At 57.6% G+C, this 15,011-nt stretch carries 10 protein-coding genes; 4 read left to right on the top strand and 6 right to left on the bottom strand.

The window, feature by feature from the left end; translation table 11 throughout:
- Positions 1 to 4 precede the first annotated feature (4 nt).
- Both cysT and cysP read right to left on the bottom strand, forming a co-directional pair.
- On the bottom strand, positions 5 to 838 hold the full coding sequence (cysT, locus tag R84865_RS09790; RefSeq protein ID WP_435631829.1) for a sulfate ABC transporter permease subunit CysT: 834 nt from the start codon (positions 836 to 838) through the stop codon (positions 5 to 7).
- Positions 835 to 1,854 (bottom strand): thiosulfate ABC transporter substrate-binding protein CysP, encoded by a 1,020-nt coding sequence (gene cysP, locus R84865_RS09795; RefSeq protein WP_435639535.1) that lies wholly within the window; start codon positions 1,852 to 1,854, stop codon positions 835 to 837. Before cysP ends, cysT begins: the two co-directional genes overlap by 4 nt.
- Before the next feature lie 525 nt (positions 1,855 to 2,379).
- Between cysP and tauA the strand changes: the two genes are divergently transcribed.
- The 4 genes from tauA to R84865_RS09815 all read left to right on the top strand — a co-directional run bounded on the left by tauA (position 2,380) and on the right by R84865_RS09815 (position 7,095).
- The gene (gene tauA, locus R84865_RS09800) at positions 2,380 to 3,486 is read left to right on the top strand and encodes a taurine ABC transporter substrate-binding protein (RefSeq protein ID WP_435639536.1); all 1,107 of its coding nucleotides are present in this window, start codon (positions 2,380 to 2,382) and stop codon (positions 3,484 to 3,486) included.
- A complete protein-coding gene (locus R84865_RS09805; RefSeq protein ID WP_435631832.1) occupies positions 3,479 to 4,297 on the top strand; it encodes a taurine ABC transporter ATP-binding protein in 819 nt (272 codons plus the stop codon). The genes tauA and R84865_RS09805 overlap by 8 nt, the downstream gene beginning before the upstream one ends.
- Position 4,298: 1 nt before the next feature.
- Positions 4,299 to 5,120: an ABC transporter permease subunit gene (locus tag R84865_RS09810; RefSeq protein ID WP_435639537.1), complete on the top strand. Its 822-nt coding sequence runs from the start codon at positions 4,299 to 4,301 to the stop codon at positions 5,118 to 5,120.
- A gap of 694 nt (positions 5,121 to 5,814) precedes the next feature.
- Positions 5,815 to 7,095, top strand: a complete 1,281-nt coding sequence (locus tag R84865_RS09815) for an SLC13 family permease (protein ID WP_435631834.1) — start codon at positions 5,815 to 5,817, stop codon at positions 7,093 to 7,095.
- A 611-nt stretch (positions 7,096 to 7,706) separates the two neighbouring features.
- On the opposite strand, the gene R84865_RS09820 is transcribed toward R84865_RS09815, so the two are convergent.
- The 4 genes from R84865_RS09820 to R84865_RS09835 form a co-directional block, all read right to left on the bottom strand.
- Positions 7,707 to 8,981: an MFS transporter gene (locus R84865_RS09820; protein WP_435637457.1), complete on the bottom strand. Its 1,275-nt coding sequence runs from the start codon at positions 8,979 to 8,981 to the stop codon at positions 7,707 to 7,709.
- A 256-nt stretch (positions 8,982 to 9,237) separates the two neighbouring features.
- Positions 9,238 to 10,443, bottom strand: a complete 1,206-nt coding sequence (locus R84865_RS09825; protein ID WP_435639538.1) for an N-acetylmuramoyl-L-alanine amidase — start codon at positions 10,441 to 10,443, stop codon at positions 9,238 to 9,240.
- Positions 10,444 to 10,946: 503 nt separating this feature from the next.
- The gene (locus R84865_RS09830) at positions 10,947 to 13,112 is read right to left on the bottom strand and encodes a TonB-dependent receptor (RefSeq protein ID WP_435639539.1); all 2,166 of its coding nucleotides are present in this window, start codon (positions 13,110 to 13,112) and stop codon (positions 10,947 to 10,949) included.
- A 371-nt stretch (positions 13,113 to 13,483) separates the two neighbouring features.
- A complete protein-coding gene (locus R84865_RS09835; protein ID WP_435631838.1) occupies positions 13,484 to 14,887 on the bottom strand; it encodes an alginate export family protein in 1,404 nt (467 codons plus the stop codon).
- Positions 14,888 to 15,011: the final 124 nt, after the last annotated feature.

Consider the following 15,011-nt stretch of genomic DNA (forward strand, 5'->3'; position numbering starts at 1 on the left):
TCCTTCACACATGTTGGTTGGCGTGGATACGGCGGAAGAAGCGCGCCTGATAGATATTGATCGCCAGCAGCAGCAGTAGCGAGGCGATCAGCACCACCGATGCGATGGCGGCAGCGGCGGGATAATCGAATTCCTGCAAGCGCGTTACTACCATCAGCGAGGTGACTTCGGTTTTATAGGGCATATTGCCGGCCACGAAAATCACCGCGCCGTATTCTCCTAAACTGCGTGCGAAGGCTAGCCCGGTACCGGTCAACAGCGCGGGCCAGATAAACGGCAGAATGACGCGGCGGAACGCGTAAGCGTTGCTTGCGCCGAGGGTAATCGCCGCTTCATCGACACTGGCAGGAAGCTCCTCAAGGACCGGCTGCACCGTACGCACCACAAAGGGCACGCTGGTAAAGGCCATCGCAATCACAATGCCCAGCCATGAATACGCCACCTTGAAGCCCAGCCACTGCCCTATTGCCCCCTGCGATGCGTAAAGGGTGGATATGGTGATGCCCGCAACGGCCGTCGGCAGCGCAAACGGCAAGTCCATCAGAGCATCGAGCACGCGCTTACCGGGGAAGCTGTAGCGCACCAGTACCCACGCACACAACAGCCCAAACAGCATGTTGAATAGCGACGCCAGCAATGCGCTAAGCACCGTAATGCGGTAACTAGCGAGATTGCGCGGGTCGGTGATAATCGACCAATAGCGTGCCCAGCTGAGATCCGCCAACTGCCCCACCAGACTGCCTAACGGCAGCAGCAGCACGATCGCGACATAAACGAGCGCGATGCCCAGCGATAGATGGAAGCCGGGCAGAATACGACGGGGAGCTCGCCTGCTCATTGGCGCTGCAACTGATCGAGCTTGGCGCCCGAGGCAAAATGGGTGCTGAGAATATCGTCCCAACTACCGAATACGTCACTGATGTTGAGAAGTTGGGTGTCGGGGAAGCGCCCGGCCGTTTGCTTGGCTACTTCGGGGTTGCGCACGCGATAAAAGTGATCGGCGATAATGGTCTGCGCCGGCGCTGTGTATAGATAGTTGAGATACGCCTTGGCCAATTTCTCCGAGTGATTCTTACGCACATTGGCATCGACCCACGCCACCGGCATTTCCGCTATCACGTCGACCTTCGGCACCACCACTTCGTATTTATCGCCATACTGACGTGCCAGACTGCGCGCTTCCGCCTCGAAGGTAATCAGCGCATCCCCCTGACCGCGTTCGATAAAGGAAGTCGTCGCGCCCCGACCACCGCTGTCGAGCACTACCGCGTTGCCGAGGAAGTTGCGCATGAAGGCTTCGGTATCAGCTTCGTTGTTGTGATTCAGCGCGCTCTGCGAGGCCCAAGCGCCGAGATAGGTGTAGCGCCCATTACCTGAGGTTTTGGGGTTGGGGAAGACCAGCTCGACACCCGTTTCAGCGAGGTCTTGCCAACTGGTGAGGTGCTTGGGATTGCCCTTACGCACCAAGAACGCCATGGTCGAATAAAACGGTGAGCTGTGTTCGGGCAGGCGCTGCTGCCAATCGCTCGCAATCAAGCCAGCGTGGGCAATGGCATCGATATCACTGGTTTGATTGAAGGTCACTACATCGGCGTTCAAGCCTTGAATGATCGAACGCGCCTGAGTGGACGACCCCGCGTGGGTTTGCTTGATCACCAGATGATCGTCGTGCTGCTGATTCCATTCTTCAACGAAGGGTTTGTTGAGCGCTGTAAACAGCTCCCGCGCCACGTCAAACGAGGCATTGGTAAGGGTAGTGTCCGCTTGCGCGGCGGGCACGGCAGCGCTGCCTAGCGCCACGGTCAGCGCCAGCGGCGCAAAGCGACGCAGACGGGAAGCGGTTAACAACGACATTTTTCTCATGACTTGCACACCTGGTCGATAGCAACAAAAGGCACGGGTCGGCGGGCGTTGCCAGCCGCCTCCCTGGAAGGCCGCAAAAAGCGGCGTTTTCCGTTACGCAAAAATGCGTGCTTCGACTAGGCTATTTAAAGCCAAGAGTTATTACAACACGGCGATATATTCAATAAATGAATATCAAAATAGCGTTACGCCACTATATTCCTTAGTGGGCTAAATCTTCTTGGCAGATATCACCTTTAGTTATCAGGTGGTTCCATTTTTGAATTTCAGCAACGGCACCAAGATTTGCGACACTCACTTCCTCAGCGCTAACAATTTTTCCGTTAACGGCTGAAGAAGCATGCAGTGATCGAGTACGTTAGCCACATAACAACACCGAATGACTAACGGCTGCTCACCGTTGCTGCATTGATCAGCGCGTGACCCAGCGCAATAGCGCTTCATTGAGCACCAAGCTGGCGTGAGTGCTTGCCGAACGCTGATTACCTCCTCCGACGACCAGACTAGATACCGTACATGCCGTTTTTTTCAGCACTGCAACGCTCTGTTTCGCGCTCTTCGATGTTACTGCTGCTGGCCGCGGCGACCGCACTACCGCTTGGCGCTCAAGCGGCGGACGATGCTTCCTCCGGCAGCTTTACCTTTGCCTGGCAAACCGGTGCTGATCCAACCAAAGTGCCGCAGGCCCAGGGCGATTATGAAAAGGCAACGGGCTGGCACATCGACTGGAAACGCTTTGATAGCGGCCCAGCGGTCATTGCCGCACTCGCCTCCGGTGATGTGCAGGTTGCTGATCTTGGCTCTGGCCCACTGGCCGCGGCCACCTCGCGGGATCTACCGATTACCACCTTCCTGATCGTGAACCAACTGGGCAGCGCCGAATCACTGGTGGTTAGCAATAAAAGCGGCATCACTAATCCGCAGCAGTTGAAGGGCAAGACCATTGCCACCCCCTTCGTTTCTACCAGCCATTTCAGTTTGCTGGGCGCGCTCAAGCACTGGGGCATCGATCGCCGCGATGTCGATATCGTCAACATGGACCCGCCGTCCATTATTGCGGCTTACAAACGCGGTGACATTGACGGCGCTTATGTGTGGGCTCCGGCGCTGAACCAGCTAACGCCCTCTGGGCACGTGCTCACCGACTCGGATCAGGTCGCGAAATGGGGCTCGCCCACTTTCGAGGTGTGGGTGGCACGCAAGGATTTTGCTGAGCAGCACCCTGACGTGTTGCGCCAACTGGCCGCCGTCAGCCTGGATTACTTCGACCGCTACAACCGCAACCCCAAGGCGTGGAATGCCTCCTCTGAGCAGGCACAGCAGATTGCCAAGCTGATCGGCGTTTCGGCCGACGACGTGCCAGGGCTGCTGGCCGGCGCCCATTACCCCGATAAAAACGCCCAGCTATCACAACGCTATCTGGGCGGCGGCACCGCTTTGCAGCTCAAGAAGACCGCTGCCTTCATTTATGGACTAGGCACTATTCCGGCAGTGCTCGACGATTACGCTCCTTATGTAGATAACGCCTTTATCAAGGCGATACCCAGCACCTCTAAAACACAACAAGCGGCCGCCCATTCGGCCAATGGCTCTCCAAGCGACAACAGGTCTTCCCATGAGTGAATTGATCGCAGAGGGGATCAGCGTCAGCTATCCCACCGGCAACGGGCGCAAGCGCGTGCTCGAGCCGCTGAACGTGAGGATTCAGAAAGGCGAATCGGTAGTAGTGCTCGGCCCTTCCGGCTGTGGCAAGTCCACCCTGCTTAATGTGCTGGCGGGCTTTCTGGCACCGGACAGCGGCCGTATTCTGCTCGACGGGAAGGAACTGACATCCCCGGGCGGTGAACGCGGCGTGGTGTTTCAGGATGACGCGCTAATGCCGTGGCTAAACGCACGCGACAACGTGGCGCTGGGCTTGCGTATTGCTGGTATTGGACGCCATACACGCCGCCAGCAGGCAACTCAGCTGCTCGATCAGGTAGGGCTGGTGCAGTTTGCTGACCAGCGCCCCGCCGAGCTATCGGGCGGCCAGCGTCAGCGCCTGGGGTTGGCCCGTGCGCTGGCCGTCGATCCCGATTTCCTGCTGCTCGACGAACCCTTCGGTGCCCTCGATGCGCTTACGCGCGAACGCATGCAAGGGATGCTGCTGGAGCTGTGGCGCGATACCGGCAAGGGCATCTTCATGATTACCCACAGCATCGAAGAAGCCTTGCTGCTCGCCACTGATCTGGTAGTAATGGGCGGTCCGCCGGGACGCGTGGTTGAGCACAAGGCGTTGGGCTTTGCCCAGCGTTTTATCAATGGCGAATCGCCGCGCGCACTGCGTGGCGATCCTGAATTCGTGCGCCACCGCGAACATATCAATCAATTGCTCGATGACATGTCCCAGCAGGCGCAGGACGATGCACCGAGCGCTGCCAGGGCAGGAAACTAACATGGCTCTCTTCGAACAACTGCCCGCTGCTCATGAATCCGCGCCGCCTGCACCGCGCCGCGGAACGCGGCTGGCGCATCCCAAAATTGTCGCGACGCTCACGATACTGGTCGTGATTGCGGTGTGGGCCATCGTTACTCACGCGGGACTGGTCAGCACGCTGTTTCTGCCGCCGCCCGATCAACTGGTGCGCTCGTTCTGGGTGCTGCTGCACCAGGGCTATCTCGATGTGCCACTGTGGCAGCACGTGGCGACGAGTTTGGCGCGGGTGCTGGTGGCGCTGTTCTTCGCGGTGATTATCGCGGTGCCGCTCGGCATTCTGATGGGCAGCTGCGGCGTAATACGCGCGGCCATTGATCCACTGGTTGAATTTTATCGTCCAGTGCCGCCGCTCGCCTATTTGCCGCTAATCGTGATTTGGTGCGGCATTGGCGAGTTGTCGAAAGTGCTGCTGATTTTCCTCGCGCTGTTTGCCCCACTGCTGATCAGCACTGTGGGCGGCGTGCTACGCGTTGATCGCTCGCGCGTTCAGGCCGCACGCAGTCTGGGCGCTAGCCGCTGGCAAGTCATCTGCTACGTGGTGCTGCCCAGCGCCCTTCCCGAGATGATTACCGGGCTTCGCATCGCGCTGGGCGTCGGCTGGTCGACCCTGGTTGCTGCTGAGTTGGTGGCTGCCGATACCGGGCTGGGCTTTATGGTGCAATCGGCCGCGCAGTACCTGGCCACCGATGTGGTGATGGTGGGCATTATCATTATCGCGATCATTGCCCTGCTGATGGAGTTTGGCCTGCGCTGGGTGCAGCGCCGCTTCACCGATTGGTAACTGGGTAGCGAAGTGGCCCTGCCTATTAGCTAGCGTGATCAAGGCGACAAATCAAGGTGCAGATACCCTGTCGTGCGCGGAAATAAGCACAACGTCGCCCGACCCCTACCGTTCGCTGCGGTACGCAGGGCTCTCCCCGTATCTTGCCCGATGCACGCCCTAACAGACGCAGCTACCCTTTCCTGCGTACCATTTGCTGCGGGGAGGCCTTCGCCTAGTATGATAGCCACTGCAATAGCGCTATTCGAGAAGGCCGCCCTACCGATTACCCGCGATACGATTGCCCCAACCACTCGCTCGTTGTGGTTCCTTCCCTGAAGCAGTAACGATCTCACTGCTGGTCACATGTTCACTTTAGCGATTTTTTCCGTAAGACATTGGTCGCGATTTGAAGGCTATTTTCTCGCGCAAACCGGGCCCGCTAACATCCTATTTATGTGTGCTCTCACTCCTGCTCGCTACTGCCTGCTCCCCCATTAAAACGCCCTGTTGAGGGCTATTGTGTCTTTTTTCCTTTTTCATTCTAAGCCCTTGGCACTCGGGAAAATGCGCGTCGTCCCCGCACAGCGCAGACGCTGTTGACCGTAGGTAGGGATTGCACAACCTCGGGCGTTACACGTACTTTAGGTGAAGGCATGATTAAACTTAAGAAAACGATAATAATTCCCGACTAGAGCGATGAGGAAGACGGTAGATGGATGTTTCGCAGCTCACCTCGCTGGTACTGCTGGTATTGCTTCTGGTTCTAGCAATTTGGCGCAAGATAAATATTGGGTTACTAGGACTAGCAGCCGCTGCGGCGCTGCTGGTGGTTTCAGGCACTGGCACCAAAGCGGTTTTCGCTCACTTCCCCGGAGGAATCTTTACGCTGCTGGTGGGCGTCTCACTGCTTTTTGCCCATCTGGAGAAAAGCGGCGGCCTATCGTGGTTTGCGAGCAAGATCTATGACTCCATCGGTGAGCGAACCGCGCTGATTCCCTGGGCGGGCTACGTGCTTGGTGTTGCCATTACTACCGTCGGCGCATTTTCAACGGCCACCATCACCTTGCTGGTACCGATTATCGCCGCGCTATGTCGCCGTCATCCACGCATCTTCTTCATTAGCGAAATGGCCGCCATTATCGGTGCCAACACCGCAGGGCTATCGCCGCTTAACCCCACCGGGCAGATTCTGGGCAGCGTCGCCGCCAGCAACGGCACCCATTTCAATGGCTGGACGGTGTGGGCACTCGGTACCGTTATCTCATTTATTACCGTGTTGGCCCTGCAGCTGATCTTCAGCTCCAAACGGCTGGTGGACGGCGATGCTCAGAATGCTTCGACACAGCGCGGCTTCATGCTGATGCGCCCCGCGGCTTCGGAAGAGACCGGCATCAAACTCCAACCGTTCTATGCACTGTGCTCCGCGATCGGCGTGTTGGCTTTCGTGGCGCTGGTTATTTTTGCGGGAGCCGACGTAGGCTTTGCATCGATTTCAATCGCCGTTGTGCTAATGCTGATCTTCCCCGGCAGCAACTCAGGCTTCTTGCACAAGATCCCGTGGAACGCGGTAATTGTGCTGTGCGGACTGTTAACCTTCATCGGCGCAATGGAAGAAGTGGGCACCATGAAAGCGCTTGAAGAAGGACTGCTGGCGATGACCCACAACCCCATCATACTGATCTTCCTAATGGCGTACCTGACCACCTTCCTGGCCAACGTCGAGGCATCGACCATTGGTGTGATCAGTTTGATGGCCCCGATGGTCTGCACCATCTTTGGCGACTCGCCCTACCTCGCGCTGATTATTGCCGCCATTGCCGCCCCGGCGACGCTAAGCGTTATCAACCCCATCCACGTTGCGGGCACACTGGTCGTAGGCTTCACCGATGAACGCCAGCAGAACGCGCTGTTCCGCCGCCTGCTGTTGATCACTGGTTGTATTGTGGTGGTAGTGCCCGGGATAGTAGCGGTGCTACCGTCGGTGGTGTTGTAGGGAGATAGCTTTTTCTGGGTGGCTGATTTTGGAGTTTGCGCAGTCTTTCACTGTTAGCGTCTTTTCAAACGTTATTTATTGATATCTGAAGGGGACCTTGCAGGCCCCCTTTACCCCCGCTGTCGTCATGCGCGTCAGGCCATCCGCTTGCAAAACCACGCTGCAAGCGGATGATTCCGCGCCTTCCTTTACGAAGTTTGCGTATGTCGTTAATTAGCTACGCTAAGCGTTCTATTTGCCAAGCCATGACAGCCCATTGAATGTGTGCGCTGTGCATGCACAGCGACATCACATTCGGGGCGCTTCCACGAGCGGGAGAGGGACAAGGTTCCTCTCGCATTCAAAGGAAAAGTTGGGTTTGAAAAGACGCTAACAGTAAAGCCCTGCGCAGGCTCCCGAATGAGTTATTGGTAAAACCGCCACCGGTGAAAGACTGCGCAGGCTCCAAAATGAGTTACCGATAAAGCCGCCAACAACGAGAACCCGCGCAAGCTCCAAAATCAGCCACCCGATAAAGCCACCAACAACGAGAACCCGCGCAAGCTCCAAATCAGCCACCCAATAAAGCCACCAACACTGAAACCCCGCGCGAACTCCAAAATCCCCTCCCCTCAAGAATGCCTAACACTCTTGCCCTGCTGCTCTACCTGTAACGTCACATCCACGGCACGCCTAAACCATGGCCTCCCCAATAACAGCAAGGCGACGGCGGCACAGTCGAGCAGTGCGGTAAGCCCGAGCGATAGCGGTAATCCGATATGGTCAGCACCGATACCGATCAGCAGCGGGCATAGCCCTGCGCCTGCGAAGCCGAGGGTAGTCATGAGTCCCACCGCGGTGGCACGGGATGAGGGGGGAACGAGATCGTGCATCGAGGAGTAAATGGAGCCGTCAAAAATGCCTTTGAAGAAGCCGGCACACAGTAGGCAGATTGCTACGGTGGTGGCGCTGTGAGCAATGGCTATCGCAGCGGTAAACACGAGCGCGGCGGCCAATCCAATCGTGAGCACTGAGAAGCGCGCGGCACGGTGGCGACTTACTGCCCAGTCGGCGATAACGCCACTGCACAGCACGGCAATAAAGCCCGCCAGGTTGAGCGTTGCTGCGCCAAATAAACTGGCACCGGTTAGCGACATGTGAAGCTCATCGACGAACAAGGTGGGCGCCCAGATCAGCAAGCCGTTACTGACGGAGTTGGCGAAGAAGTAAACCAGACACAGTATCCAAACGGCGGGGATTCGTTTCAGCAGTGCGTAAGGCGTTTCTCTGCCCAGACTCACCACGCGCTCACGCCGCTTGCTGGTATTGCCGGGCAAAATACGCGCTAGCAGCAAGGCATAGGCGATGCCCAGTACACCATAAAGATAGAAGGCGTCGTGCCACGACCACAGTCCCGCAATCCAGGCGGCGCCAACGGTTCCTAGCGCGCCACCGGCGAAAACGGCGGTCTGATGGATCGACAGCGCTTTGCCACGCGTTCTGTCATCGTGAAAGTCGCTGATCAGCGCCGTACCCGCTGGGTAATAGCAGGCTTCTCCCAGTCCGGTCAGCGCGCGCAAAATCAAAAACAGCGGAAAAATGCTGGCGAGCGGCGATACCAGCGTGAAAAAGCTCCACGCGACCAGTCCCCAGATAATCACCCACTTGCGGCTATAGCGATCACCCAGAACCCCCACCAGCATAGCGGCACTGGCGTATACCCATAGGAACGAGGAACTCAGCAAGCCCAACGCAGCGTTATCAAGCTGGAAATCGCTACGAATCATCGGCATCACCGCCGTGATCGCATTGCGGTCAGCGTAATTGATGAACGAGACCAGCCATAGCAGCCCTACCACTCCCCACTTCGACTGCCACCAATGACCGACCGCAAGCGGCTTCACCATGTCGTGCTCCTGTGCTGGGCCGTTAGAAACGCACCGCCAGGCCAGCGCCCAGCAGCCCATATTGTTGTGTTTATCGCGTTCGTCAAAGAGCGGCGCCACGTGATGTACGATCATTAGCGCTTGCAAGAAGATTAGTGAGATTTTTGGGGCTTGCCTACCACCAAACGAAAGCAACCGTGCAAAACGACAGCGTCCGCCATCGAATAGTCGAATGACGGACGCTTGTATTAACCGTAGGGATTGGCCCGGGCCGCCGTTACTCCTCGGGTTTGTGAGGCGGATGCAGTTGGAAGTAGCGGATAATGCCGTCGGCTATTGCTTGGCCCATTCGCGCCTGGAACGCCGGCGATTTCAGCTTGGCAAGGCCCGTAGGACTCGAGAGGAAATCGGTTTCGACCAGCACCGCCGGGATATCAGGTGAGCGCAATACCGCGAAGTTTGCCTTCTCGACGTTGTAGTTGAACATCGAATTGACCTTGGAAATGCTTTTGACCAAATCCAGGCCTGCCGCTGACGAGCGCTCTTCCTTGGAGCCCAGGCTAAGGTCGATCAGCGTGCGCCGCACCGATGCCGATTTGTCGCTCAGATCCACTGCATCGGCATCATTGAGCATGGAAGAATGGTTCTCTTTGCGTGCCATCCAGCTTGCCATGGTCGAAGAAGCGCCGTGCTCCGATAGCGCAAAAATCAGCGTGCCATGCGCTGAGCGCCCTTTGGCCGCGTTAGCGTGAATCGAGGCGAAAAAGTCGGCATGGTGATCACGCGCGGTCTCGACGCGCTGCGGCAAAGTAAGGAAGTAATCGCCATCGCGGGTCATGAAGGCCTTGAAACCGGAGCGTTTGTTGAGGTTATTGACCACCTGCTTGGCGATGCTAAGCACCACGGTTTTCTCATAGGTGCCATCGCTTCCGGTGGTGCCGGTATCCTTCCCGCCGTGGCCAGGGTCGATCGCCACCACAATATCGCGATGGTGTTGCGTCGCTCCCTTCGAAGATGCCGTGCGGGACGCCGCTGCCGGTGCCGCCGCCTGAGCACCGCCAAAGGTCACCCTGACGTATCCCCCCGTGGTTTCTACCTGCGGCTGCCCCTGGGGAGCGCGCGACACATCCATTACCAGCCGCAAGGAGCCTCCCTTCAGGCTGCCATAACGCACGTTGGTTACCCAGTTCTTGCGCAGGCTGCCAAAGTTATTGCCTGACGCCACCTTCGACGCAGGCAAATCCACCACCACACGCGAAGGGTTCGAAAGAGTGAACACATGCGGCTGGCTGACCGCAGGGCCTGAGGTATCGATTCTGATGCGCTGTTCGGTACTACCGTTCACCGAACTGACTGCGCGCACTTGCGCTGCATGTGCAGCCTGAGCCGTAACGGCCAACATCAGCAGAGTAAAAAGCAGCAGCACACACCAGCCAGAGGGCGAGCGTTGCTGTACGGCGGGAAGCGAAGAATGATAAGACATGCGAATCCGAGAGTTGCTGGCCACGGTGTATTGTTAGAGGTGCTCTAGTGTAAGTGCTGCACGATCAGGAAGCGAATCGGAGCCAACCACAAAGACAGTGACCAGCGGGGCAGCGCGCCCTCCCTCATTGCACCGTGCCTTGAGAATGAAGCGGCAGCCAGACGCCAATGAGATCGCCAACGTTGCGTATCATCGATTGAAGCGCAGCAATGCTCTCAACGCTGCGCCTCAGCGCCAAGCATCTCCCACGCCCGCCAGACAACGAATCGCGTGGTGGTCCCTATAAGTTCGCCTCCCGGACAGCACCATTGGGACGCATGCCACGGCCAAGAGTTCCCGTTCGATAGCGATATCGATCGCTTACCGAAGCGTGATGACGCGGCCTTCCCTATCGACATACCTGTTTCCCCAACATTAAAAAAGCCTACCGGTAATCGGTAGGCAAAGGGGACATTGCCACTTGCGAATGCAGCCTGTGGCCGCACCGCTGGTGTTTATTGCTGCTAGAACTCCATTTGCACACCAAGCTGCACATTACGTCTGGCAGCGGGCGAATACTCGCGCAGCACCGAAGACGCATAGCGAATCTTGGCATCCGTGAGGTTGCCGCCTTTCACGAAGGCGAACCACTGGGTCGCCCCGACATCGAAATGGTAGCCAAGACGCGTATCCAGCCGAGTGTAGCCGCCAGTGCTCAAGCTATCGTCACCACTGTTATGCGGCACGCGATGCTGCCCCGCAGCATGCTCCACCGATACCTGCGCATCCCAGTCTTCAAGCTGCCAATCCAGCGCCGAACGCAACCGCAACGGTGCGATACGGGGCAGCGGCTGATGACGTTCGGTGTCTTCGGCATTGGTGTAGTCACCGCCGGCTTCGATCTGATAAAGCCCCGAAGGACCGTCGTACAGCTGCCATTTGCTTTGGGCTTCTACGCCATAAAAGCGCGCTTTAGTGTCGGCGTACTCATATACCGGCAGTGGACCGTCTTCACCGGGCTGCTCCTCGCCGGTGCCACGCATGCCTAGATAATTACCGAAATGAGTGTAGAACACGCCCACTCGACCAGAGTGCTTGCCGGTATCGAACTCCAGCGCTGCATCGGCGGCAACCGCCTTCTCGCGACTGGCATTGGGATTACCTACTTCATAGGTGCCGGTAGCGCCGTGAGGACCGTTGGCGTACAGCTCGTAGAAGGTGGGCGCGCGCTCGGTGTAGCTGAGATTTCCGGTCAGCGACCAGATATCGTCAAGCTTGAACACGCTGCCTAGCGATAGACTCGGGGTAACAAAATTACGGTCACGGCTATCAGCAAACTGTGCAGCCCCCTGAGCGTCCGGGCTCAGGCGGGTGTAATCGAGCCGTGCGCCGAAGTTCAGGTCGAGTCGCGGCGTTACCTGCCATTTCTCCAGCGCGAACAGCGCGTACTTATCGGTATCGGTTTGGGGAATGAAGCCCTCCTCGCCCAATGCCGAGAAGCGGCTATGCGAAAACTCGGTGCCCACCACTCCATCCAGCGGACCTAGCGCCGCATGGTGCGCTTCGATGCGCGCATCGACACCGCGATTCTTGAAGGTGGTCCCCACCTCGCCATCCTCGATTTCACTGTGCTTGTAGTGGGTGTAGTTGGCTTGCGCCTTTAGTGAGGTGAAAGGGCCGTCCAGATCACGTACTTCACTATCGAAACGATAATTGTCCTGCTGCATATCCAGCCGCGCATCGGGCTCCGCGACCGAGCCATAGTTGGAACGGTAGCGATTGTAGGAGAACCCAGCGTGGCCGTGATCCCACGCATAGGACGTGCCGATGGTTGCCGAATCCGCGCGACCATCGCTGTTAGCGAGCCGACCGCTCTCATCGCTGTGCTCGTCATCAGGGTTTTCCTGCCTGAAGCGCTTGGTCGCCGCATGCCCCGGAATACGCAGACGCTGGAAAGAACGCGATGAGCCGTCAACGTGTAGATTGAAGCCGTCGTGGCCGGTATTGAGCGAAGCGCCCGCATGACGATCGTTATTGGCCGCGGAGAAGCCACTTTCGACCTTACCGTTGACACCTTCCACTGGCTGTTTGGGAATACGCCCGTCGATGGTGTTGACCACCCCGCCGATGGCATTACCGCCGTACAGCAGCGCCGAAGGTCCACGTAACACCTCTACCCGATCCAGCCCCATAGGATCTTCCGGCACCGCATGGTCCTGCGACAGCGACGACGCATCGAATGATTCAGTGCCGTTGCGCAGAATACGAATACGATCACCATCCATACCCCGAATGATCGGGCGGCTGGCAAAAGGCCCAAAGTAGCTCGACGAAACGCCGGGCAAGCCGTTGAGCGTTTCGCCCAGGCTGGCTTGCTGACGGTAGTTAAGCTCATCCCCCGTGACTACCGTGCTTGGCGACGAAAGACGCGTGCTGGCGAAGGGGTTAGCGGTGACCTGGATTTCCGGTAGCCGCGTGGAGTGTTGCTGCTGGCTACCGGTATCGTCCTGTTGCGGCGTATTGGCGTTGGCGTTGGCGTTGGCGTTGGCGTTGGCGTTGGCGTTGGCGTTGGCGTTGGCACTAGCGTTGTCGGGTACGGGGCTTTGCGCTACAGCCGCCAAGGGATAGGCGAACAGCAGCGCTGCCGCCAAGCGGGGCCGCGCAACAGCGCGGAGGGGAAGAAACAACATGAAAGAGCTCTCTTGCAGTACGGGATGGAGTGAATGCTTGTTATTTTTGAAATGTTATACTATTGCACTTTAAAGGTGAAGAGCGACGAAAATCTTTTGTTAACCTCGACGCAGCGCAGAGCTGATTCGGCTGATTCGGCTGATTCGGCTGATTCGGCTGATTCGGCTGATTCGGCTGATTCGGCTGATTCGGCTGATTCGGCTGGTTCGGGGCGTCGGGGCGTCGGGGCGTCGGGGCGACATGCTACGACACTCGCCCGTCCGCTCGTGGCTTTACGCACACAAAAAAACACCCCCGAAAGCAACGCCTCGGGGGAGGTTTGACGGCGATTTCTACGAGGCTGCCACCCTGTTCGGTGGCAGCGCATTCGTTAGAACGCGTAGGTAGCGAACACTTCGGCAATCTGGCTGTTCTTTTTGCTGCCGAAGTCCGCTTTCGCCGCGTCGTCGGGGAACGCGATACCGTAGACCGTGGACAGCGAGAAGTTGTTGGTGATGGTCCAGTCAGCGTATAGGTTAATCTCTTTGGAGAAGTTTCTGCTGCCGCTGCCGGTCGCCGTTTTGCGGCGGAAGTTATATCCAATCAAACCGGTTTCGACGAAGTCGGCAGGCTGCACCGCAACCTTCAGCATATCGATGTTCATATTGTTGTTGCTGATCTGGTATTCGCCGGCGATTTCACCGTAGTACCAGCTTCCCCAGCCACCGGCAAAGGAGTTGTACATCGAGTCGTAGTTTTCACCGTACTCGGCACGACGGTAGGAAATAACGGGATTCCAGGGGGTATCCTGGAACGCATAGCTTGCCTGTCCATACCACGCATGGCCGTTGCCGCCCTGATCGCGGTCTTCCCACACGTACTGACCACCCACTGAGAAACCTGGCAGCGCTTCAAACGGCACTCCTTTGGCGCGCACGTTGTAAACGTCCATGCCGTTGCGTGAGGAGTCCCACGAGTTATACGCGTGCACATAGGCGGCGCCGAATTGGGCGCGCTTATCCAGCGTATAGTCGACGTTCAGGCCGTTAAGCGAAGTGTTCTGATATTCGCCGTAGTTGCCTTCCAGCAGATTGTATTCACTGGCCTTCAAGTGGAAGAGGTCAGCGTGCCAGCCGTTGCTATCAAACGACAGCACCGCGCTCGAATGGAAGCCGCTGCTTGGGCCAATATAGTAACCACCGTATTTTCCCTGCTCGGTGAAACCGTCGCCGATCAGGAAGCCATCGCCAAATTCGAATGACTGGCGACCGAAGGAGAAGGTAAACGCATCCTTGCCAAGGCTATCGGCAAACAGATCGCCACTGCGCCATCCAAGGTATGCCGTGTCGAGGCGGAAGTGCTCGGGGTGATCCGGCGTCGCGCCAGCGGGATCGCCGTCGCTATTACCGCGCGTCATGGTGTAGAACGCAGTGGTACCACCGAACAGCGTGCCAGCGTTATTGGGCAGGTCGTATTCCGCCGTCAGCGACGGCGCGACGGTTGCTTCCCACCAGGCAGGGCTTTTGTGTTTGTTACCGGTGCGGCTGCCGTAGTTGATGTTATGGGTACCAGCAGCGTAGCCCAGCAGCGAGAAGCCGCCGTTCAAGCGCACGCCCTGAGAGGGATTATCGTAAATCGCGTGATCGGCGGGGGATTCAAGAATGCCATCCTTGGTGAGCCCAACATCGGTCACCTCAGCCGCATGAGCCGACATGGCAAATAGCACCCCTGCAGTGCTGCTTCCCAAAAGACGCGACGCTGTGCGAACGCCGCTTTTGCGTGGAAAAGTTGTCATTGTATCCCCTAACAATATGTATAAAACATCATGCAATATCTTAATGGTGTATCGAACTGAGTAAATGCTTATTTCAGCAATCGGTGACTAACTACTTGCTGACCCAGCGTAAAAAGTAACCGTT

The organism is Carnimonas bestiolae (assembly GCF_051251145.1).
In the GTDB taxonomy this organism is placed as follows: Bacteria; Pseudomonadota; Gammaproteobacteria; order Pseudomonadales; family Halomonadaceae; genus Carnimonas; species Carnimonas bestiolae.